The 21,052-nt window shown below is 38.5% G+C and carries 22 protein-coding genes; 14 read left to right on the top strand and 8 right to left on the bottom strand.

Annotation, left to right across the window (positions count from 1 at the left end; genetic code table 11):
• Positions 1–14 precede the first annotated feature (14 nt).
• Positions 15–2,855, top strand: coding sequence for a M16 family metallopeptidase (locus LB467_RS13815; RefSeq protein WP_224474635.1), 2,841 nt, complete (start codon positions 15–17; stop codon positions 2,853–2,855).
• A gap of 63 nt (positions 2,856–2,918) precedes the next feature.
• Here the strand turns inward: LB467_RS13815 and LB467_RS13810 are convergent, their stop codons facing one another.
• The 4 genes from LB467_RS13810 to LB467_RS13795 form a co-directional block, all read right to left on the bottom strand.
• Positions 2,919–3,194, bottom strand: a complete 276-nt coding sequence (locus LB467_RS13810; protein WP_224474634.1) for a DUF6520 family protein — start codon at positions 3,192–3,194, stop codon at positions 2,919–2,921.
• A gap of 73 nt (positions 3,195–3,267) precedes the next feature.
• Positions 3,268–3,705 carry a MauE/DoxX family redox-associated membrane protein gene (locus LB467_RS13805; RefSeq protein ID WP_224474633.1) on the bottom strand — a complete coding sequence of 146 codons (438 nt, stop codon included), beginning with the start codon at positions 3,703–3,705 and terminating at the stop codon, positions 3,268–3,270.
• A gap of 92 nt (positions 3,706–3,797) precedes the next feature.
• Complete coding sequence (locus LB467_RS13800) at positions 3,798–4,712, bottom strand: AraC family transcriptional regulator (RefSeq protein ID WP_224474632.1); 915 nt, start codon at positions 4,710–4,712, stop codon at positions 3,798–3,800.
• A gap of 22 nt (positions 4,713–4,734) precedes the next feature.
• Positions 4,735–5,103 (bottom strand): DUF7793 family protein, encoded by a 369-nt coding sequence (locus LB467_RS13795; RefSeq protein ID WP_224474631.1) that lies wholly within the window; start codon positions 5,101–5,103, stop codon positions 4,735–4,737.
• A 210-nt stretch (positions 5,104–5,313) separates the two neighbouring features.
• Between LB467_RS13795 and LB467_RS13790 the strand changes: the two genes are divergently transcribed.
• From LB467_RS13790 to LB467_RS13730, 13 genes are all read left to right on the top strand, one after another.
• Positions 5,314–7,722, top strand: coding sequence for an aminotransferase class I/II-fold pyridoxal phosphate-dependent enzyme (locus LB467_RS13790; protein WP_224474630.1), 2,409 nt, complete (start codon positions 5,314–5,316; stop codon positions 7,720–7,722).
• A gap of 100 nt (positions 7,723–7,822) precedes the next feature.
• A complete protein-coding gene (locus LB467_RS13785) occupies positions 7,823–8,656 on the top strand; it encodes an RteC domain-containing protein (RefSeq protein WP_224474629.1) in 834 nt (277 codons plus the stop codon).
• Positions 8,657–8,909: 253 nt separating this feature from the next.
• Entirely contained in the window at positions 8,910–9,191 is a 282-nt protein-coding gene (locus LB467_RS13780) for a helix-turn-helix domain-containing protein (RefSeq protein WP_224474628.1), read from the top strand.
• A gap of 3 nt (positions 9,192–9,194) precedes the next feature.
• On the top strand, positions 9,195–9,947 hold the full coding sequence (locus LB467_RS13775) for a hypothetical protein (RefSeq protein WP_224474627.1): 753 nt from the start codon (positions 9,195–9,197) through the stop codon (positions 9,945–9,947).
• Positions 9,931–10,593: a P-loop NTPase family protein gene (locus LB467_RS13770; RefSeq protein WP_224474626.1), complete on the top strand. Its 663-nt coding sequence runs from the start codon at positions 9,931–9,933 to the stop codon at positions 10,591–10,593. Before LB467_RS13775 ends, LB467_RS13770 begins: the two co-directional genes overlap by 17 nt.
• Positions 10,594–10,877: 284 nt before the next feature.
• The gene (locus LB467_RS13765; protein ID WP_224474625.1) at positions 10,878–11,165 is read left to right on the top strand and encodes a hypothetical protein; all 288 of its coding nucleotides are present in this window, start codon (positions 10,878–10,880) and stop codon (positions 11,163–11,165) included.
• Positions 11,166–11,184: 19 nt separating this feature from the next.
• A complete protein-coding gene (locus LB467_RS13760; RefSeq protein ID WP_224474624.1) occupies positions 11,185–11,469 on the top strand; it encodes a hypothetical protein in 285 nt (94 codons plus the stop codon).
• Positions 11,456–13,858 carry a TraG family conjugative transposon ATPase gene (locus tag LB467_RS13755; RefSeq protein ID WP_224474623.1) on the top strand — a complete coding sequence of 801 codons (2,403 nt, stop codon included), beginning with the start codon at positions 11,456–11,458 and terminating at the stop codon, positions 13,856–13,858. Before LB467_RS13760 ends, LB467_RS13755 begins: the two co-directional genes overlap by 14 nt.
• Positions 13,859–13,887: 29 nt before the next feature.
• Positions 13,888–14,469, top strand: a complete 582-nt coding sequence (locus LB467_RS13750) for a conjugal transfer protein (protein WP_394371794.1) — start codon at positions 13,888–13,890, stop codon at positions 14,467–14,469.
• Positions 14,469–15,314: a hypothetical protein gene (locus LB467_RS13745; protein ID WP_237690447.1), complete on the top strand. Its 846-nt coding sequence runs from the start codon at positions 14,469–14,471 to the stop codon at positions 15,312–15,314. Before LB467_RS13750 ends, LB467_RS13745 begins: the two co-directional genes overlap by 1 nt.
• Before the next feature lie 52 nt (positions 15,315–15,366).
• Entirely contained in the window at positions 15,367–15,981 is a 615-nt protein-coding gene (locus tag LB467_RS13740) for a conjugal transfer protein TraK (RefSeq protein WP_224474622.1), read from the top strand.
• Between the two features lie 11 nt (positions 15,982–15,992).
• Complete coding sequence (gene traM / locus LB467_RS13735; protein ID WP_224474621.1) at positions 15,993–16,964, top strand: conjugative transposon protein TraM; 972 nt, start codon at positions 15,993–15,995, stop codon at positions 16,962–16,964.
• Positions 16,965–16,975: 11 nt separating this feature from the next.
• Entirely contained in the window at positions 16,976–17,809 is an 834-nt protein-coding gene (locus tag LB467_RS13730; protein WP_224474620.1) for a DUF4138 domain-containing protein, read from the top strand.
• Between the two features lie 60 nt (positions 17,810–17,869).
• Here LB467_RS13730 and LB467_RS19455 read toward each other — a convergent pair whose 3' ends face one another.
• The 4 genes from LB467_RS19455 to LB467_RS13715 all read right to left on the bottom strand — a co-directional run.
• Entirely contained in the window at positions 17,870–17,950 is an 81-nt protein-coding gene (locus LB467_RS19455; RefSeq protein WP_394371796.1) for a hypothetical protein, read from the bottom strand.
• A 210-nt stretch (positions 17,951–18,160) separates the two neighbouring features.
• Complete coding sequence (locus tag LB467_RS13725; RefSeq protein WP_224474619.1) at positions 18,161–19,138, bottom strand: nucleotidyl transferase AbiEii/AbiGii toxin family protein; 978 nt, start codon at positions 19,136–19,138, stop codon at positions 18,161–18,163.
• Positions 19,138–19,863, bottom strand: coding sequence for a DUF6088 family protein (locus tag LB467_RS13720; protein WP_224474618.1), 726 nt, complete (start codon positions 19,861–19,863; stop codon positions 19,138–19,140). The genes LB467_RS13725 and LB467_RS13720 overlap by 1 nt, the downstream gene beginning before the upstream one ends.
• Before the next feature lie 101 nt (positions 19,864–19,964).
• The coding region (locus LB467_RS13715) for a type IV secretory system conjugative DNA transfer family protein (RefSeq protein ID WP_224474617.1) at positions 19,965–21,052 on the bottom strand (1,088 nt) is incomplete at its 5' end.

Below are 21,052 nucleotides of genomic sequence, written 5' to 3'. Positions count from 1 at the left end.
TGAAAAATTACAAAATGAAAAAATTTATTTATTTAATATTATTTCTTGGCATCCCAGGTATTGTTGTTGGACAGCATATCGTAAACCAGGCAAATATTGACAATTCAAAGCTTAACATTAGGGTTGGCCAACTTGAAAATGGCTTTCGTTACATTATAAAACCAATAGAAGGGGATGATGGAAAGATCCTGATGAGATTGATTGTGAACGCAGGAGGAAATGAAGAAGATGCCGATCAATATGAATTGGCTCATCTTTTAGAGCATATGCCTCATAATTCCACTAAAAATTTTCCATCCTTAAAAAATAATCCCAAGTTTTTTTCCGAATTGAAAATGCAACCCAGGGATATATCGGCTTTCGTTGGGGGGGCTAGTACACAATATAGGTTTCGCTACCCCCAGGATGTTCCTCAAGCTTTGGATACAGCCTTGGCACTATATTATGATATAGCAGCCGGTAACGTCCTTTTTGATAAAAATGTCGTTCACAGGGAACGCAAGGCGCTTTACCAGGAAGCTCTTTATGGTAATATGATACAATCATATCCGGCAACTAAAATTCAACAAGCTTTAACTAATTGCAAAGATTTTATTCCAGAACCCCAGGATTTGGAAAAAACCTTAATGAACTTATCTATAGAAGCATTAAAACGATTTTACAGGGACTGGTATAGGCCTGACCTAATGACCGTTTCTATCGTAGGAAATATAAAAGATGTCGACCTGGTAGAAAGCAAAATTAGAGATAGGTTTAAGGATCTTAAAATGCCCAGTAACCCACGGCAGCGAAATAAATGTTTGGAGAATTATATTGACAGCCCACCCCATTTCATCGTACAGGAAGGAGCTCCAAAATCGTCAAAAGAATTAATATCTCAAACCGGTTTCGAGTTTCACTTTCGTAATGTCCATAACCAATTTAAAGGTTTTTCTGAATGGCAAAACGAATTATTATGGGAACTTCTTCCAAAGATGATTGATCACAGGCTTAAAAATCAGCAGCTTAATTACAATATAAACTACCAGGCATTTTTTTACACTAGTTATGATCTACCGGCCGTTACATTGCAAGTAAAAACCTCTGATGATGAAAAAGATGCATTGGAAAAAGTGTTTAAAACCTTAGCGGGTATTTCTAAATTTGGGTTTACCACGCAGGAATGGCAACCTGTAGTCAATGAAAAAATTAAAAACCTCCAGGAACGGGATTATTCTTCTTCAAACCTATGGTCAGGTTTAATATTCAAAACAGTTACGCAAGGAAAAGCATTCCCGGATCCAAATCATGAAAGTGAGATAGCCTTCTTAAAGAGTATGGATGCTGAAAAAATCAACGACCTAATTAAAAAAGAGATTGCTTGGAAACCTGATGATATTGCAATAACAGTTCCCCCCAAAGCTGATAAAGACCAATATACCCAAAACAAAATTAAAAAATGGATTAACCGGGGACTGGAAAATCCCGTTAAATATCAACCTGTGATTAGCCCGGACCAGTTGGTTTCAAACGAGGAATTAAAGGACTTAAAGAAGACAAATATTCTTAAGAGGAACTTCGGAAATTTTAATGAAGATATTATTCAATTAGAAAACGGAGTAAGAATTATTTTGAAAGCTACCAATCCCACGGCAGGGAGGTATAAGGATAAAATTATGGTTCACGGTTTTAGTCCTAAGGGAGCAGAATGTTTAGGAGTTAAGGGGAATGATGCACTATTTGCTCCTTACATAATTCAGAATGCAGGAGTGGGAAACTACAACAAATTTCAAATTAATAAACTATTGGCAAAAACCAGTATTCCCTTTGGTGTTAATGATTATATAGAACAAAGGGAAACCGGGATAAAAGCTGAAGTTGCCCCCGATGATATAGAAATCCTAATGCAATTAATCTATTTATCCTTTACAAACCCGCGTTATGATCCCCAGGCCTTTGGAGATTGGAAAATACAGGAACTACAAAAATCATTACGCAACGATAGGCCGAATAATAATTTTTTAGACCTTCTTAATCAAACCTTAGGTAAGGTTAAACTTCCCAAGGGCGGTGATCGATATAAACGAAGCTTGAAAGTTGAGTACCAAGAAGCCTTCGATGCATACAAAAGATTACATGCGAATGCTGAAGATTTTACTTTTATAATCACGGGGGATTTCAAAAAGAATACTATGCTCCCTATTCTCCAGAGGTACCTAGGGAACCTTCCTAGTGTTAAAAATAGTTATGTATGTAAAGAAGCAGGGAAGAGCAACTCTCAATTAAAAAAGCCAGCCCAAGACGTAAAATTGACTCTTGATAAAAATGTAGATGAGGATTTTCTTGTCATTAAATATATTACTCCCCTAGGTGATGATCCTGGTTTTAAAGAAGAAATACGCCTGGAGTTTATTAAACAGGTATTAGATTTAAAATTAAAAGAACTTCGCTATAATAAAAATTTGGGAGTATATTTTTCGGTTGCATCGGGATCTATTGATTACCCTAATAAAACCAAAGAGATACAACTTTATCTCCGGAGCAATAGGGAGGATTTCGATAAAGTCCTGGCGGCCTGCCATGGCTTTTTTGAGGAATTGAAAACCGAACCTGTTTCAAGTGATTTTCTAAAAACAATTAAATTATCATCCCTATTCCCAAAATGGCAGGAACCTTTGAACAGGAGAAATAAGTCCGCAATGCAAACCCTTTATGATTTCTATCGATTTGACGTTCCTATTACAGGTGAAAAGCAGGCCCAACAATTTATAGAAGAATTTGATGAAGTAAATCTTTTAAATACAGCAACTGAGTACTTTAATAATGATTATAAATCTACATTTATCGGTAGTCCACCGGAAAAAAAAGAAGGATAAAAATTATAAAGTAAATAAAAAGCCCCGGAAGTTATTATCCGGGGCCTTACAATTAACACCTTTTTATTCATTAAGAATATAAGGTATCTCGGAACCACCATCCTTTGGTACCAGTAGGTCAGAATCAGTATATACCTGGTGAACCGTGTTTGGATCATCGGTAAAGATTACCTCACAGGTGCGTTCAGAAGGCGCAGTACACGTCTCATTCTCTAACTGATAAGGCATTCCATCCCTTTCTACCCATCCGGGAGATTGGACATTTGCTTTATTGGCAAATGCCATTCCAACTGCCATTACGAATGCCAACATTGGCATTAAAAATTTGAAATTTTTCATTTTAATAAAAATTAAGTTAAACAATATGCCTATGCCCTTTCAAAGCTCTAGGCGCTCTAAGTATTGCGCAATACTATTTTATATATACTTTTTTATGATTTCTAAATTGAAGATATATTCCCAGTCCCCCTAAGAACAGAAAACACGTATTAAATACGAGGTGCTCCTGCCAGGATAAATTATTTATTATCCCACCACAAGAACAGGGAATATTGTCACTAAATTCCAGGATCCATATAATATAAACAGTGAAAAGAAAAATTAAACCTGATGCTAAGTACAAACCTAACTCCCTGTATTTGGTACTAATTAAAAGTCCTGCTATGGCTAATTCTATTATAGGTACGACCCAGGAAATAAAAACTGCTTTCTTTTCATTTCCAAAAACCGGGCTGTTTAATAAATCATTGTAAAATTGTGGAGCCTCTATTAATTTACTAAGGGCTGCATAGAACAACAATAAGATAAATGCATATCTTATAAATCCCTGTATGTGGTCTTTCCATTTCATCAGTCCTTTATTTTGATTTCATAAAGGTCTGATTTTTAATAGCTGGTCATTTGACTTTAAAGAATTTGAGTTTGTCTGAGAAGTTATTTTATTTAGGAATTTCGAGCCTGTGTAGGGTTAACTCCATACACTTTTTTAAAAGCCCTTGAGAAATGAGCGAGACTTAAAAAGCCACATTCCTCAGAAATTTCACTGAAGGGAGCACTCGTATCTTTAATTAAAGTATATGCTTTTTCCAGACGTTTCCTTCTATGATACGTATAAATTGTATCGCCGTAGGCACGCTTAAATATCGTTTTTATCTTACTCACACTGCAACCTACTTCACTGCCGATATCGGAAATTTTTGGAAGCCTCCTATCAAGTCTTTCCATAACATACTGATGCAGTTTCCTGACCAGCACACGCTGGTCTTGCAGAAGTAGGCTTCGGTACTCACTTGGATATTTAGCTGAGTAGGGTTTATCGTTGCGCGAATTATTTAGTTTCTCATTTTTGTAAGCTTCTTTGAACACCGATAAAGTATAGGTTTTCTTTCCCTCAGAAACCAATCTATGAAGGTAGCCTAAGCCGGTCCAATAATAACCGCTGTGATGTTTAAACTCCACTTTAAAGGAAAGGTTTTTCTCTATGGCATGTTTTAATAGTTTATAGAGATCGTCAGGTAGTTCTGTATTCTCGCTTATTAATAATCTAACAGGCTTATTTAAAAGTTCGCTATCTGAGTATTTAAGAATCTCCTGCACATTATCTGAATAGGAAGTAATATGAAAATTACGATCGAGGTTGAAAATAATATTTTCAAATACTTCTTTACTCTTCTCGTGGTTGATTTGATGAACAGCAGTATCAATTTCTTCCACCATAGTATTTAGGGAAACCACTATCTGTTCCAGTTCGTCTTTCTGATTTCTAAGCGGAAGTGTATATGTGTAAGTACCAAGGGTGATTTCAGTTATGAAATCAAGGATTTCCTGGACTCTTTCCTTAAAGTTATCATTAAACATAATAGCATGATTTAAAAAACGATCACTTGTAGTGATTCAAAAAACCCAGAGCTTCTGAAATCGTGTTAAAGCCTTTGGTTGGTACTGAAGGGTTACTAATTTTAATATATGCTTTATACAAGGTTCCTGCATACGCATTTTCCATCACAATAGCTACAGCGAGCGCTTTTAAACATCCATTCTCGGCAAGGTATTCCCTGGCAGCTTTACTTGCTGTTTTTAATTGTCTAACGTCACAGAGAATAGGATAGGAAATTCCATTTTGAAAACGGATCCTGGTCTTAACTACTGCTTTGGCAGCTTCCAGATCGAGTACGGTATTTGGTTTATAGACAAAATTTAGAATACCCTCTTCTATCCAGAAGTGCGCATACTTATCTCCTTTAATCATGAAAAGCCCTATTATATCTCCAATTTAAATAAAAAAATAATAACAAAACCTTATTATTAACCTATACATATCGCGGTACACGCCCTATTTTGGTATCATTTGAAAGCATTTGACTTTAAAGTTTATGATTTGACTTAAAAGCCATTTTTTTTTATAAAATTCTGAAACCCAAAATGTTTTCATAGTTTCATATTGCTTAATTCGTAGGGCATGGCAAAAATTAAACATAATAACTTACTGGATACGGTAGTATCTGTGATGACGAATGCTAAAGAAGCAGGGGCCATCCATTTATATGCTGAAGGCGATAATTTTGATGGCCGCCAGATCCAGATTAAAGGAAAGAAACTTTTCCATTTTGGTACAACCGGCTATTTAGGCCTTGAACAGGATGAACGATTAAAGCAAGGAGCTATAGAAGCTATTAGCGCTTACGGGACTGAGTTTCCACTCTCCAAATCTTATATATCTCATCCGTTATACGCGGAACTGGAAGCACTAATGACTGAGATATACGGGCATCCAATTGTAATAACAAAAAATAGCACCCTGGGACATATGGGTGTGATTCCTTCGGTAGTGGATGATGGAGACGGGGTAATTTTAGATCATCAGGTTCATTGGAGTGTCCAAAGTGCAGTTAACCCATTAAAGCTTCGTTCGGTACCTGTTGAAATGATCCGGCATAATAACTTGGAAATGCTGGAAAGCAAAATTAAAAAACTTCAATCTAAATGCAGAAAAATCTGGTATATGGCCGATGGTATGTATTCGATGTTTGGAGATTATGCACCTATTGAAGAATTAATGGTGCTTTGCAAAAAATATCCGCAACTTCATATCTATTTTGATGACGTACACGGAATGAGCTGGAAAGGTAAGCACGGTAGCGGGTATGTTATGAGCATTTTGAAAGAACTTCCGGATAGAGTGATACTCTTTGGTACTATGAGCAAAACTTTTGGTGCCAGCGGAGCGGTACTGGTTTGCAGTGATAAAAAAATCCAGCAAAGGGTAAAGAATTTTGGAGGCCCACTAACATTTTCAGTACAACTGGAACCGGCTGCGGTTGGAGCGGCTATTGCTTCTGCAAAAATTCATTTGAGTGATGAAATTTATAAAATGCAGGAGGAACTGGCTGACCGCATATCTTATTTTAACCATTACTTGAAGCAGACGAATCTTCCAATAATTGTGGAAAATGATTCCCCGGTTTTTTATATAGGGGCAGGAATGCCAGAGACAGGTTTTAATTTAGTGAACAGACTTATTAAAAATGGGTATTATGTAAATATTGGTTTCTTTCCAGCTGTTCCTGCTAAAAATACAGGCTTAAGGATTACAATATCAAGACATAACCAGAAAGAAGAAATTAAGGGACTTGTAGATAGCCTGGTAGAAGAATTTCCGAAAGCCCTGAAAGAGACTAAAACCAACCTTGAACGTGTAAATTTCGCCTTTGGCCGTGGCAGTAAAAATTTAAGCCTGGCAAAACAAAACCAATCTAGTCTGAGTTTAGAAGCTTATAATTCTATTGTAGAAATCGATCCTAGACTATGGAATAGTACTGTAGGAGGACATAGCTTTTATGATTGGAATGGCCTTAAATCTTTAGAGAATATACTAAAAGATCAGAATTCCCCCGAACATAATAACCAGTTCTATTATTATATCATCCGGGATGAAAATCAAAAATGCTTACTGGCAACATTTCTATCGTTTGGTATATGGAAGGAAGATATGCTGGCACCTAAGTCAGTTTCGGTTGCCATAGAAAAGATTAGGGAAACAAAACCTTATTACCATACAAGTACCTGCCTTAGTCTTGGGTCGATGATTTCTGAGGGAGATCACTTATACCTGGATCAGGACTCTCCAAGGTGGAAAGAGGCGTTTAATTTATTGCTGGAAGAGATCGAGAAACTGGAAAAACGACTTCAACCTCAGTACCTCATCCTACGAGATTTCGATGCAGGTAATGAAGCTATTAAATCCTTTCTTCAAAATAAGGGATATGTTCAAGTTGCAATGCCAGAATCAGCAGTCTACACAGAATTCAATTGGGGATGCAAGAAAGAGTATGTAAACACGTTGAGCAAGCGTTCAAGAAAACATTTCAGAAACGATATTGAAGCTTTTAAAGATAAACTTGAAATCAAGATTAGAGATAATTTATCCCAGTCCGAACTTGAAAGGTCATTTAAACTTTATATGGCGGTAAAGGACAATAACCTCGGTTTAAATACATTTACTTATCCCTTCTCCTTATTTCAGCATATGAATTCTTCTTCACAATGGGAATTCATTTTGATATATCTATATGACAAGCACAGGACATTGGCGGGGGTCATGTTTTGTTATAAAAATTCTGAAAAAATTTATACCCCCGCTGTTGTAGGGATGGATTATGAATTCTCCAGGGAATATAATATCTACAGGCAGCTTTTATACCAAACAATACTTCGAGCCCAGCAGTTGGGTTTTATTAGAATTGATTTTGGATTGACAGCAGGGTTTGAAAAGCGAAAAGTTGGTGCTAAAATCATTGATAAATGCGCCTATATTCAAACTCGGGATAATTTTGCTTTAGAAGCTCTAGATTGGCTTAGAAAAGATTAACGCCCCCATAAAAGCATAATTTTTAATATATCCTCCTTAAAAAACCATATTGAAAATAGCGCAGCAACGGTATTATTTGTTTTCTCTAAAAACGAATCATATGTTTGAAAAAGCCATGTCGACATTTAGCGAAAACGTCGAACGCTTAATTCAGTCGGGTAAAACCGATTTGAAGAAGGCTGATGACGGTATAAGCTTATGCATTAAAACTTTATTAAAACTGCAAAAGCAGGTTGATAAGGAGGATTTCGATGATACCCAGTCGGAGATTGAATTTTTCAGGAATATAAAACCTTTACCCATGAGTTACCTGATTTATTTCACCGAGGTTAGGTCTTGCGAACTCCTGCTACCCAAAGCCGGCAATTCTCATAAGGTTCGCTTTTTAGAAAAAGAAATTAAGAAGATCAATAAATTCTTTTCGGCCAATAATAGTTTCGTTAATTATATGGAACAAAACCATAATTACCTGGATCATGAATTTTTTAGCAGAAAAGGCAGAAGAGATTTCTCCTTTAGTCCCAGTATAAATTATTATCAAAACCCTGAATTCTCCACTTCCCACGATATGTTATGGGCCAAAGTTCAGGCATTATATCGCTTCATACATTACATTAGGGAAAAACTAGAACTCATCCAGCCAGGAAGCAGTGGTGATTTCCGGGAACGCCAACCCAATTTATTATTATGGTCAGGGTCAAAAATTTCATTGGTAGAAATTATTTACGCTTTGTATCACCAGGGGGACATTAATCACGGAACTGCAGATCTAAAAACCATCGTTTCTGCTTTTGAAGACTTTTTCAATATTAAAATTGATAATTTCTACAAAACCTACGGCGAAATGAGGGCCCGAAAAGATCCAAGGGCAAAGTACCTATATCAAATTGCGACCAACCTGGAGGCCAAAATGCGGAAAGATGATGAAAAGTAATTTCTCGTAGTAAAACGGTACTACGGAAAACCAATCCTCCATTAATTTTATAGCATTTTAATTCTACTTCCCTCCCACTTTACAATCATACTTCAACAATTCTTATCATCTACTATTAAACGTTAAACTTTCTCGTAGTACGAATGAGGTATGGAATAGTTAAACATAAACTAAATCAAATTTGTAGAACAATTGTCAAACCAGGTCAGGAACTCACAAATGTAATGTTCCGAGCCATAAAATTTGTTCTATTATGCCAACATCAATTATTACCACCGATGATCTTCGAGATTTCAAAATGGAATTACTCGAAGAAATTAAACAACTTCTCAGTAATCAGGATTCTGGAAATTTAAAGAAATATTTGAAATCTTCAGAGGTCATGGATTTATTACAAATAAGTCCCGGAACGCTTCAGAATTTACGAGTGAATGGCACCCTACCGTTCACTAAGGTAGGAGGCATTATTTATTATGATTCAGCGGAAATTCAGAAAGTGATGGAAAACAACCGCGTTCACTATTTAGATCTATAGGTTATGAATTACATAAAGCAATTGAACGCCGTTTTTGAAAAGTTCTATTTTGACGATCGCTTAAATCCTACCCATATCAGCTTATATATGGCTTTATTCCAGGAATGGAATAGCAACAGGTTCGCAAAGGATTTTTTTGTGAACCGAAGGGATTTGATGCGTGTAGCCAAGATCGGTTCCAAATCTACCTATCACAGGTGTGTAACCGACCTTAATAGCTGGGAGTATCTTTGCTATTATCCTTCTAATAACCCGTATAAGGGTAGTAAAATCAAGATGCTCGTTTTTGGGACAAGTGATGAACCGGATGAGGGACAGTACGATCCCAAATTAGAACAGCTTGCTGAACACTACCATCCCATGGACAATCCAGAAATAGGACGCCACCCTCCCAATAATGGACAGGCAGTGTACTCGCAGCGTCCCACCAGTGGACAAGCATTGGTATCTACTATAAACAATAATAAACCAATTAAACATACTAAACATCCAAACAGTTTGAAGGAGGTCCTGGATTTTTTTAATGATAAAAATCTTGACCCAGAATACGCCAAAAAATTCTTCGAGTACTATGAGGCTCGACATTGGCAAACAAGCGATGGGATGGAGATTAGAGATTGGCGAGCCCTGGCTAGGCATTGGGTAGAAAAAAATTCGCTAATGAGAAAAAAAAGGAATTTAAATAACTCGCAAGTATCCCAATTCCGGGACAACCTGCGAACCACTAAAAATAAAGATTATGGACAACCCCTCTAAAATTACTGAAGGTGGAATTGAATATTCCCTGGGGAAATTCGATGGACACTGCGTGCATTATGATTTTTCAAAAATCCTGATATATCTCAATGCAAAAGGAAAACTTCTTTTTGGTAAGAAATTTAAAATTTATAAAGAAGATAAGACCTTCTTACTAAAACTAACCTCGTACTTCATCCGGGATGAAGCTAATTGTAAAAAATACGGTATTGATCTGAATAAAGGAATATTACTATCGGGACCCGTGGGATGTGGAAAAACTTCCTTGATGAAATTATTACGGCATTTAGTCCCTGCTCAGCGACCATACGAAATGATTCCCAGTCGCAATGTCACCTTTAGTTTTAACCACCTGGGTTACAAAACCATTGAGGATTACGGCAACTCGAAATTTTATTGTTTTGATGATTTGGGAGTTGAACCGGTAGGAAGATTTTATGGCAAAGATTTAAATGTGATGGGCGAAGTATTACTATCCAGATATGAACTTTTCCAGGAGACCAGGAAAAAACTTAAAACCCATGCCACCACTAATTTAAATGCTGAAGAACTGGAAGAACATTATGGAAACAGGGTACGTAGCCGAATGCGGGAACTTTTTAACCTAATTGCTTTTGATGAAAAAACCAGGGATAAAAGGGTATAGAATGAAAATTCGTTTGAAGGCAAAATACTATCCCTAATCATTCTCTTTTTATGGAACATAATATTAAAATTGACGTTTTTAGGCTTCCTCCTCTTTTCCACTTTTCAAGTTATCAACAGCCTGACTTCAAAATCACATAAAATTTGATAGCAAATAGAATCATTGTAATTCAATTAAATACAAACAATATTTTATTAACAAATAATTGATTTTCAGGTATTTAACCCTTTTAATTTATAATTTTCTCATAACGAAAACGAGTCAAAAATTTAAAACTTTCCGTTATGAAAAAATCAATCTTCCTGGCAACTTTTTTCTTGTTGCTCTCCACTTCACTTTTTGCGCAAATCGGTGGGATCGAAGATTCCGTGGCCGATATCTCCGATACCATTCGGAATATATTTCCCATTATCCTTGGAGTCATCTTTTTGGTCGGATTCCTTTTTAATGCCGGTCACTTCTTTGGGGAAAACTCCGATCTCAAAAAAGGAATTACCCGGGTGTTAGTCTTTGTGCTTATTGCGGGCGTCGTGGTAGGCATCTTCAGCTATTTAATCACCATGGTAGTCTAAATCGCGAACAGGAATCATTATGAAAAAATATTTTCCTTATAGAAACATTCGAAAAGGTGCGGTCATCTTCGGGCTTTCCCTTCCCTTATTCGCCCTAATGATGCTATCTATTATCGCATCCCTGTTGGTGATCATTTTCTCCTTCAGCCTGGGTGTAATAATAAGTGCCCTGCTCTTTAATGCCGGATTATATATCGGACTCAACCGTATCAGCAGGCTCCTGGAATTTCTAAAGATGACCGGAGCATTTCCAAAGATTATCAGTAACAAAAGAAATTCAGGTATCGATTATGAAAAAAATTAAGCTTTCCTCCCACTGGCCAATTGCCGATATCCGGGACAATATCGTTTTTGCCGGAAATGGCAATGTGGTATTATGCTACCGGCTCGACCTGCCTGAAATTTATTCCCTCTCAGAGAAAGATTTTGAAGACCTGCATGTAACCTGGTTCCAGGCTATCAAATCCCTACCCGTTGGAACGGTCGTGCATAAACAAGATATCTATGAGAAAAAAGCATTTACTGCCAATGGACTGCCAAAGAAAACCTTTTTGGAAAAAGCCACTCGTGACTATTTTAAAGATCGGGAGTACATGGCCCATCGCTGCTTACTATTCTTCACCCTGACTGGAAACAAGGCATTGCAAAATTCCAAATACGTAAACCCTTTCCGAAAAGTTTCCAGAGGCATCATCAGGGAACTTGATGCTAACCTCCAAAGCTTTATCAGCTCGGTAAGTGATTGTATATCCTTTATTTCTAACAGCCGGAAGGTTTCAATAAAACTATTAGCAGCAGAAGAAATCACCAACCTCACTACCGAATACTTCAACGGTTTTAATGAAGGTTTCGACACTGATATCCTGCTGGAAAAACAACATATTCAAACCGGGGACAATTATTTTGATGCCCTGGCCATCAATAGCGAGCTGTGCTTTGGCGAAAGTGTACAGACAAGCAAAACCAATGAGCGATTTACATCCGATGATTTTGTTTTTCACCAGGGGTTTATTGATGGACTAGGGCTTAATCTAAAGGAGAACCATATTGTCAACCAGATCCTCTACCTGGATGATAAACACAAGTGGCGTAAGCTGCTGGATAAAAAGGTAGAAGAACTTAGCAAGAGTTCCAATTTCGGCTCTCAAAACAAAGTCGTGCTTGAAAAGATTCAGGATATCCTGGAGAAGATAAACGGTGATGATAATGCCCGGATCATCCGTGGCCATCTCAATGTAGTCTTTTGGGATCGCGAACCCGATAATTTAGAGCGAATTGCCTCTAAAATTAAAGCAGAGTTTAAAGAACTGGATATCATTCCTTACGCCCCACGAGGAGAAGAACGAAAGAATTATCTGCTTAACAGTTACTGCTGCTTTTCTTCCAATTTTTCCGATGAAGATCTTTATGTGACCGATTTAAAACACGCTTTGTGCCTGTTTATCAATAACACCAATTATAAAACGGACCCTGCCGGCATCATTTTTAATGACCGCCAGCATAACATCCCGGTACTCAAAGATGTTTGGGATGAGCGAAAAAAACGGATCAAGGCGCGCAATTTTGCCATCTTCGCCCCTACCGGGGAAGGGAAATCCTTTTTGGCCAATAACATCCTGCGTCAATATTTTGAAAACGGGGTGCGCCTGGTTATTATCGATCTTGGAGGTTCTTATACCAAGTTCGCAAAGCTTTATCCCGAACAATACACTGTTTTACGCTACGAGAGTGGCAAGAGTTTAGGAATTAATCCTTTTTATATATCCAATGACGGTGATGTGGGTCCTGAGCGGCTGGAGGATTTATCGGTCTTCCTATTTGAACTCTTTGCGGCTGATAGTAAAGTGGGCAAAGCGCAATCCGTAGCCATAAAAAAGATTCTCCGCTACTATTACCAAAACACAACTAAAAACCATTCTTTAGATAGTTTTTACCGTTTTATAGAGCAGCGAAAAGATGAGCTTCTCGACACCCTTAAAATCCATCCCGACTACTTCAATATTACCAGCTTTTTGCACGTGCTCTCGGAGTATGTCGGCGATGGTCTATATAGCTTTTTGTTCGAAGTAAGCGAAGATCAAACCTATAAGATCGAAGATAAGCGATTGATTGTTTTTGAACTCGACGAAGTAAAGGACAATAAAGAGATCCTCTCGGTGATGCTCAAACTGATAAAATCGGCCATCCAACGCACCATCTGGAAAAACCGGGCCGAAAAGGGAATTATCCTCTTTGATGAATTTGCCAAACAACTCAAGTTTGAAAATGTCCTGGAAAGCGTGGAATTCTACTACCAGGCGATTCGTAAACAAAACGGGGCCATTGGAATCATCTTACAATCCATAAACCAGCTTCCTAATAACGCTACTTCCTCAAGCATTCTGGAAAATACCCAGGTGATCTATAGCCTGAACAATGAAAAAGGTTATGATGAATTAGCCCGGCGCCTTAGCCTTTCCAGCCACGATCTCAATCAACTCAAATCCATCAGGAATAATCTAACCGGCAAACGCAAGTACACCGAGATATTCATAAAAATTGGCAAGGAAAGCAACATTTTCCGCCTGGAAGTTCCCCCCGAAGTCTATGCAGCTTACCTCACCGACGGTAGCGAAAATGAGGCCATAATGGCCATTTACAATAAAACAAAAGATATGGAAAAGGCTATAAAGGAATTCATCAGTCAATCCTAAACACTCATTAATATTTAAAACAATTCGATATGAAAAACAATCACAAAACCTGGATACTAACACTGGCCTTGGCCTTATTTTCATCTGGCCACATTGTGGCCCAGGGGATGCCGGTGTATGATAATACGAACTTTGTAAGCCTGGTCAAATCCCTGGTGGAATCGGCCAAGCAAACCGCTAACCTGGTCAAGACCGTTAACTTCTTAAAAGCACAGAAGGAAAATATTGAGAAGGTCAATAGCGTGGTGCAGGATTTAAAAGCCGTTCGCGAGATCGGCCGCAACAATCAACGTCTTATTTCGGTTATGCAAGATGACCTTCGGGATATATTGAATTCCCCTTATATCAAACCCGATGAAGTAAGCCGTGTTACCGAATCCTTCAGTGCGGTGGTTGAAAACTCCCTGGAGACCGCAAGCTTTATCGATGAGATTTTATCGAGTGATCATTTAAAAATGAGCGATGCCGAGCGGGCTGAAGTTTTAAAACAAAAAGAACTCGAGTCCAAAGAAATGGTCTCCGATGTGCGGCTAAAGACTAAACGCTACCGCGAGATCATTTCCTTTAGGAAAATGCAGGATAAGATCAATAACCGGGAAACAGGCTTTTGATGATTAGCGGGGTAATCATACTGGCTGTAGGCGTCGAATATATCGATAGCGTTTTCCAAACCATCCAGGAGAGCGAGTTTTCCCGCTATACCATTGTGGGCATGAAGACTTTGGCTGTACTCTTCTTTTTGGTGAACATCCTTAAAAAGTATAATGAAGGCGTAGCTGATAGACAGGGCTATACCTGGGGGCTTTCTCCCGGGGATCTGGCTAAAAATTTCGCAGTGGTACTGCTGGTTATTTTCTCAACCCAAATCCTGGGGTTCTTTGACAATATTCTTGTGGCTATTGAAAATCAGTACCGCGATACGGCCCCTGCCCTTCTCCCTCTGCAAATGCAGGAGATTCCCATCGAGGAAGATGTCTCCCCTATGGGGGCGATGCGTAAAGCCATGGCTTTACTTTATGAAGCCCTGGTGACTCCCCTATACGGCTTTAAAACCTTTGCATTTCTAATCAGCCTGTTTTTATGGATCCTTGATTTATTTATCTACCCGCTATTTTTGGCAGAGCGTTATTTCCTCCTTGGAATCATGCAAGCCTTTTTTCCGTTGGTGATTAGCCTGGCCGTATTTGAGAAATTCCGAACGATGGCCTATGGTTTTTTCAGGTTGTATGCTGCAGTGTATATGCTGGTTCCGGCCTTCTTCCTGGTCAATGTGTTTATTAACGCTCTTTATACGGAAATCAATACTAATTTCTGGCAGAACCTATTCGGTACGGATTACGGAAGCGGTTTTTTTGCACCGGTGGTAGAACTGGGTTCGATAGTATTTATCGTGTTTTTAAAATTCAAGCTCTACCGGCGTGCCATTTCATTTACCCTGAGACTGTTCACCACTTAATCAATAGCAACCGATATAACCACTTTAAGTCATTGAAAAAAATATTTTAAAAATGAAAACACCTTATAAAAATATCTATTCGGTATTAAAGCTAAACCGCTTTATCGTGCTGGCCGTAGTGCTTTGCTCGATGTTTTGCAGTGTGTTTGCAATTTGGATGGCCATCTCAACCAGAAACAAAGCCTTGAACAGTGCCTTCGCCATCAATACCGACGGCAGTATTATTCCTTTAAAACTGGTAACCCAGAAGGAAAACTTCCGGGTGGAAGCTCTGGCTCATTTGGAATTGTTTCACACCTACTTCTATAATATCGATGCCAGCAATTACGAGAAAAATTTGGAAAAAGTATTATGGCTGGGCAATAGTTCGGTAGACAACCTTTACAGGCAAAAAAAAGCCGAAGGAGTGTACAACCGCTTATTGCAATATTCACTGGTTCAAAAGGTGTTGAGTATTGAATCCCAGCTCGAAGAAAGGGAAGATTCGCATCATTTTAAGACCACAGTTATTTTCGAGATCAACCGCGGCAGTATTGTCGACACCTATGAGCTGGTTTCCACAGGAAAACTGCTCATCGTAGATCGCCACTTCCCCCATAACCCACACGGGCTACTCATCACAGATTATTTTGAAAACAGCCTAAGAAAAATTACCCAGCAAAATTAAAACTACAACAGATGAAAATAGAGAAAAACAAAATAGTATTTATCAGTGTACTTGTGGTCATTGTGGTATTCCTTATAACCTATACCCTAATAATCACCGGAGGCGATGAGCAGGAACAAGAAAACCTCCGGCAAACAGAGGTCCCGGCTCTTGAAGAAGAAAGCCAGGAAACCTACGGTTCCAAACTGGAGGCAATTGACGATCTCAAAGAAGTTCGGGAGAAGAATGCGCCGAGTATTTACGATGAAAAGCTTATTGATTCTTTAGGCTACTATGACACCGAGCTGTTGGAAAAGGAAAAAGAGCGCAAGATAGATAGCATTTATGAGCTGGGACAAACCAGATATGAGCAAATAACGAAAATACCCAGCCCACCTGAGAGTAACAGTCCTACCCAAACAAAAAGACCATCAAAGTCAGATACAACAGAAAACCGGGAAACGCAAAAAATAGAAGCCAAAGAAATGGGATTAGAGCATCAATTATTCTTTGCATCTGCACCTAAGAAGTCCGAGCCTGATATTACAGGCGCTACCGATAAGGAAATTAAAGTAGTGGTCGACGGCACTCAGGTAATCAAAGCCAACTCCAGGCTACGGATGCGGCTTGCACGCCCTGCCAGGATCGGTGTTAAACTTATTCCTAAAAACACCCCGGTTTTCGGTTTTGTCAGTTTTCAGCCCAATCGGGTCCTTATCGAGATTCAAAATATCAATAACCATCCCTCCAGCCTAAAAGCTTTTGATCTTGAAGATGGTAGTGAAGGCATTTATATCGAGAATAATTTCCGGGCAGAAGTTACAACGGAAGTCCTGGATGATGTGATAAGCGATATCAACATCCCGAGCGTGCCACAAGTCAGTGGGATAAGCAAAGTATTCCGGCGCAATAACCGGAACGTAAAAGTGACCATACTTAATAATTACAGATTGATCTTAAAAGCCGATAAGCCCGGAATAAACTGGGGAACTGCTAACCAATAAAAACGAATCCGATGAAAAACTATATTTTAATCACATCCACGCTACTGGTGTTTGCTTTCACCAATGCACAAAATCAGGAAAAGCTGGACACTATTTACGCCAATGATCATAAAAATGTCGCGCTATTTTTCCCTGAAGCGATCAACCAGGGCATTACCGGTGCTGAGCATTTTGTTTTTACTTATAACCGGGAAAAACAACAGCACTTTGGACTACTGCAGGCCAAGGCCGGAAAAGAAAGCAACTTGCTTGTTATCGGGGCAGATGGATCGGTCTTCTCCTATATCCTGAAATACAAAAAACAACTTTCCAGGCTGAATTATTTTATCGCGAAAAAGGAAAGCATCGGGAAAGAAAAGCCTGTTGTTAGGGATTCGGTTAAGGACGAAAACCCGCAAAAGGACTTAAGTAGTAATAAAGATCATTTCCGTAGATTCTGTAGCTACCTGCTTAGTATAAAGCAACGCATAGGCCGAATCAAAAAACGCAAGCACGGCATAGTTTTAAGCGTTGATAATATCGTTTTTAATAAGGAGCAGCTCTATTTTGTAATCAAAATTGAGAATAATTCCAGCCTGGATTATGACCTCAATTTCTTAAAACTTTCCAATGAAACGCGCAAAAAAGGAAAGAAGAAATCCCTACAGCGTTTATACCAGCAGCCCGTTTTCAAGTATAGCTTACCGGCTAAGATTGGTAAAAACCAAACCGCAAAAATGGTATATGTACTGCCAAAATTTTCATTATCCAATGATAGAAGGGCAGTTTTGGAACTCAATGAAAATCGCGGGGAACGAAATTTAAAACTAAAGATATCGCATCGGTTTATTAATAACCCAAACTAGTGAACTTAATAAGCACCTTACTATAATGATTTAATTCTTTAGCTTTCTTGCCCCGTGCCGTTACCTATATTGTTGTTTGCTACTTTGTGATTTTTCAGCAAGAATCATTTCAATCAATCCCCCCGTAAGAACAGGTTGCACATAGTTTTATCTAAAATTTTTCCTTATCGGAAAGTTTTAAAATGTTGCAATTCATTTGTGCTATCTTCTCCCCTAACACCAGTAAAGAGGTCTTCTTGAACTTGCGGGGTGACTTGCGGGCAACTTGCGGGGCACTTTGGTTACCGAAATAGGGCTCAGGTTGTTAATTTTAAAATTTATTTAGCCCCTGGTTTATTTTGACCGTTAATTTCAAATTACCCATTTTACTTCTTTTAACCTTACCGAAATCCTCATCAGGGATTGTAACACATCCCTCTCTTCAGGAAAGTCTCCGGTTAGCAGCTCCCTAAAAGCACCAGAATAAGTTTTGCTTAAGGATTTCCAAACTGTCTCTGTTTGGCTAAAGAACAGGGATTCGGATGGATGTGCTGATAACCACTCCTTATCATTGGGGATGGCCTTATCATCATCTTTCCCCACTTGCAGCAACATTTTTTCAAAATCATCTGATTGCAAAAACGAAGAAATTTTATCTCGTTGCAGCAGTTGGTGTAAATCGTAGGTATGGCGAACCTTATCAGTTAAATCTTCCAAAGGTTTTTCCGTATAGGAAAACCTAACCAGGCTTATTATTTTTTCACAAAATGTACGCTCTATACTTAAAACCGTAACCTTAAAGGGTTCAAGTTGATATTCATTGATAAGGTCTATATTATTGGTCGTGGCAATAAATGCGGTAATCATAGAGTGAATACTTACTCTCTCTGAAGGATGGGATTTGCCCAGACTTGAAGCTTCCACTACAATATGATCCCGGACTTGGCCGAATGCCCCCTCCACGCCTGCTTTATCATAACCATACACCAGTTTTCTAATTTTCCCACGTTTGTTTTCCAAAGGATGTTTAGGAATTGCGGTCATAACCGGTTCCAGAACACCAGTGACTTTTTTGAGTTTTCGTTTTAGAGAATTATCGGTTTCCCCCGCTTCTTTTATGACGACCAAATCAATATCTTCCGAAAAGCGCTCAATAATTCCGAAGCATTTGGAAAGGGATGTTCCACCTTTAAACACTGCGAGCTCCCTGGTTGATTCATTGGTAAAAATCTCCTTAAGTGCAAAAGTAACCCAATAGTCTTTTTCCACATAGATTTCAGAAATCCCTAAATGTTGGGCAGTAGCTACAATAGCTCCTTGAAATGCAGCTTTATAATTATGTAATTTCATTATGAAATATTCCAGTTTGAGCTCGTCGTTAATATTTTTTCGGATATTCCGAATTCATAATTACTTAAATAATTAATGGTATTTTTAAGCGGTTCACTCACCTCCTTATAAGAAATTGATTCAAGAAGAGCACCTAAAAATGCCCTCACCTTTGGAGGATAGGATTTAGCAAAATTGACCAATTTAATTTTATCGGTATCAGAAAGCTCTTTAATTTTTTTCTTTAAAAAATCAACACCCTTCTTTTTGTCCATATCCGGGATCTTCTTAAAGTCCTTCATTACATCCAGTAATTGCAAGAAAGGAATATTTTCTTTTGAAACAGGAACATAGCTTTTGGCAGACTTTACAACAAGGTTTCCGATCCTGGTTTTTATCACTTTATCCCAACTGGCAACTCTTACGCTTGTAGGGATTTGAGTAGTAAGGCCCAATTCATTATACAAACGAAGGCCTGTTATGTATGCAATTTGCTTACCGTTTTCAAAAAGGTAGTTATAAAGTAATTCTTCCTCACTTGGTTTTATTTCTCCAAAAATAGTTTGTTTAGGCTTATAATACATGCCATTTTTATATCTTTTAATCACACCCCTGGCAGCCAACCTACTTAAAGCTTTTGCAGCAGCAGAGAATTCATTTTGAGGAATAGATAGGCTGTCATATGTAAATACTTTCCCGGTATTTATACGATCTACTTTAGATTTTATGGATGTCGCAATATTCATAGCACGACAAAGATAATGAATTAGATCACAAATTGTCAAGTTTTTTACAGTATTTACTTGACAAATAATGAGAATGAAATTATAACTAGAATTATATTGCGCTACCCAAATATTGATTTGGCATCCTTATATACCTGTTCAAAATTAGCTTCCAAATCAGCTTTAGAATAACGTATTTGATCTTTAGCCCCAGGTAGTTCACGCCTAATTCTCTGCAATTTAAACTGCACTTTTTTATCCTTTCCATCCGCGTAGGTTATAAACTCTCCTTCTCTCAGTCTAAAGAAAACATCGGCACGGATTTTTGGGATTTCCTTCTCACCGGTGGTTACTCGCGTATCAAAATCAAGGCTGTACCCGCGGTTCACACTGGTAGTAGGTTTCTTCACAATTTCAAAAAAACGTTCGTAGTATTTTGCGGTATCGGGGTCGTTGACCTTTCCAAAAAACTGGTAGGACAGGTTACTTAAAATTGCTTTGCTAGCTTTTTCTCCATACATCATATCGTTTTGGATCTTATCCTGCATCACATAGATAGTAGCAATATCATAACTGCGAAGCGTGGCTGGAATACGGTGCATATTAAGCAGGCGAATAGTTGGCGCCTCTTCCATCAAAAGGAAAGAAGCTTTGGAATTACGAACACTCATTTGTTTGGTCATGGTATGGATGATCGTGGCTATGACCGGTGAATATGAAGCTTCGTATTTGGGGTTGTTCACGACGGAAATAACTGCAGGGTTTGCTTCATTATTAATATGAAGTGGTACCTCATCTTTAGAAAGTACCATAAAAATCTGTTGGGTACTGATCCGTTTAAGGGCATTTGCCAGGGTACTTTTTACCCCGGCCGTTTGTCGCTCGGAGTCCTTTCCACTGATAAAGGCATCGGCCATGGCGCGGGAGGTGGTATTGGTTTCCAAAAACTGGATAAGGCTATCGGTATCCAGGTACTGGTAGATAGCGATAAGGTGAGGGAGCGTACAAAATTCCGGGTACGTAGTTTTTAATTTCCAGATCAGTCCCCCGATCAAACCCTCGGCGGCATCGTTAAAAAATTTTGTAGTTCCCGAGGGGCCGGATTCCCGTTGCTCTAGCAGGTTTTCCACCAGTACCCGGGAAACTTCATTCACGCTTTCCTCGTTCTCCAGGTATTGTGGGGCAATAGGATTGACCCGATGGAAGATAT

The sequence above is a fragment of the Salegentibacter tibetensis genome, from assembly GCF_020164485.1.
Lineage (GTDB): Bacteria > Bacteroidota > Bacteroidia > Flavobacteriales > Flavobacteriaceae > Salegentibacter > Salegentibacter tibetensis.
The sequence above is the reverse complement of the archived record's forward strand: the minus strand, read 5'-3'. Positions and strand labels throughout refer to the sequence as shown.

What these genes read in the sequence shown, in the direction of transcription:
- LB467_RS13790 (WP_224474630.1), top strand. Translation starts at nt 5,314, where the DNA reads ATGGCAAAAATTAAACATAATAACTTACTGGATACGGTAGTATCTGTG.
- LB467_RS13750 (WP_394371794.1), top strand. Translation starts at nt 13,888, where the DNA reads ATGAAAAACAATCACAAAACCTGGATACTAACACTGGCCTTGGCCTTA.
- LB467_RS13730 (WP_224474620.1), top strand. Translation starts at nt 16,976, where the DNA reads ATGAAAAACTATATTTTAATCACATCCACGCTACTGGTGTTTGCTTTC.
- LB467_RS13765 (WP_224474625.1), top strand. Translation starts at nt 10,878, where the DNA reads ATGAAAAAATCAATCTTCCTGGCAACTTTTTTCTTGTTGCTCTCCACT.
- LB467_RS13780 (WP_224474628.1), top strand. Translation starts at nt 8,910, where the DNA reads ATGCCAACATCAATTATTACCACCGATGATCTTCGAGATTTCAAAATG.
- LB467_RS13815 (WP_224474635.1), top strand. Translation starts at nt 15, where the DNA reads ATGAAAAAATTTATTTATTTAATATTATTTCTTGGCATCCCAGGTATT.
- LB467_RS13810 (WP_224474634.1), bottom strand. Translation starts at nt 3,194, where the DNA reads ATGAAAAATTTCAAATTTTTAATGCCAATGTTGGCATTCGTAATGGCA.
- LB467_RS13770 (WP_224474626.1), top strand. Translation starts at nt 9,931, where the DNA reads ATGGACAACCCCTCTAAAATTACTGAAGGTGGAATTGAATATTCCCTG.
- LB467_RS13795 (WP_224474631.1), bottom strand. Translation starts at nt 5,103, where the DNA reads ATGATTAAAGGAGATAAGTATGCGCACTTCTGGATAGAAGAGGGTATT.
- LB467_RS13775 (WP_224474627.1), top strand. Translation starts at nt 9,195, where the DNA reads ATGAATTACATAAAGCAATTGAACGCCGTTTTTGAAAAGTTCTATTTT.
- LB467_RS13740 (WP_224474622.1), top strand. Translation starts at nt 15,367, where the DNA reads ATGAAAACACCTTATAAAAATATCTATTCGGTATTAAAGCTAAACCGC.
- LB467_RS13760 (WP_224474624.1), top strand. Translation starts at nt 11,185, where the DNA reads ATGAAAAAATATTTTCCTTATAGAAACATTCGAAAAGGTGCGGTCATC.
- LB467_RS13785 (WP_224474629.1), top strand. Translation starts at nt 7,823, where the DNA reads ATGTTTGAAAAAGCCATGTCGACATTTAGCGAAAACGTCGAACGCTTA.
- LB467_RS13720 (WP_224474618.1), bottom strand. Translation starts at nt 19,863, where the DNA reads ATGAATATTGCGACATCCATAAAATCTAAAGTAGATCGTATAAATACC.
- LB467_RS13745 (WP_237690447.1), top strand. Translation starts at nt 14,469, where the DNA reads ATGATTAGCGGGGTAATCATACTGGCTGTAGGCGTCGAATATATCGAT.
- traM (WP_224474621.1), top strand. Translation starts at nt 15,993, where the DNA reads ATGAAAATAGAGAAAAACAAAATAGTATTTATCAGTGTACTTGTGGTC.
- LB467_RS13725 (WP_224474619.1), bottom strand. Translation starts at nt 19,138, where the DNA reads ATGAAATTACATAATTATAAAGCTGCATTTCAAGGAGCTATTGTAGCT.
- LB467_RS13805 (WP_224474633.1), bottom strand. Translation starts at nt 3,705, where the DNA reads ATGAAATGGAAAGACCACATACAGGGATTTATAAGATATGCATTTATC.
- LB467_RS13755 (WP_224474623.1), top strand. Translation starts at nt 11,456, where the DNA reads ATGAAAAAAATTAAGCTTTCCTCCCACTGGCCAATTGCCGATATCCGG.
- LB467_RS13800 (WP_224474632.1), bottom strand. Translation starts at nt 4,712, where the DNA reads ATGTTTAATGATAACTTTAAGGAAAGAGTCCAGGAAATCCTTGATTTC.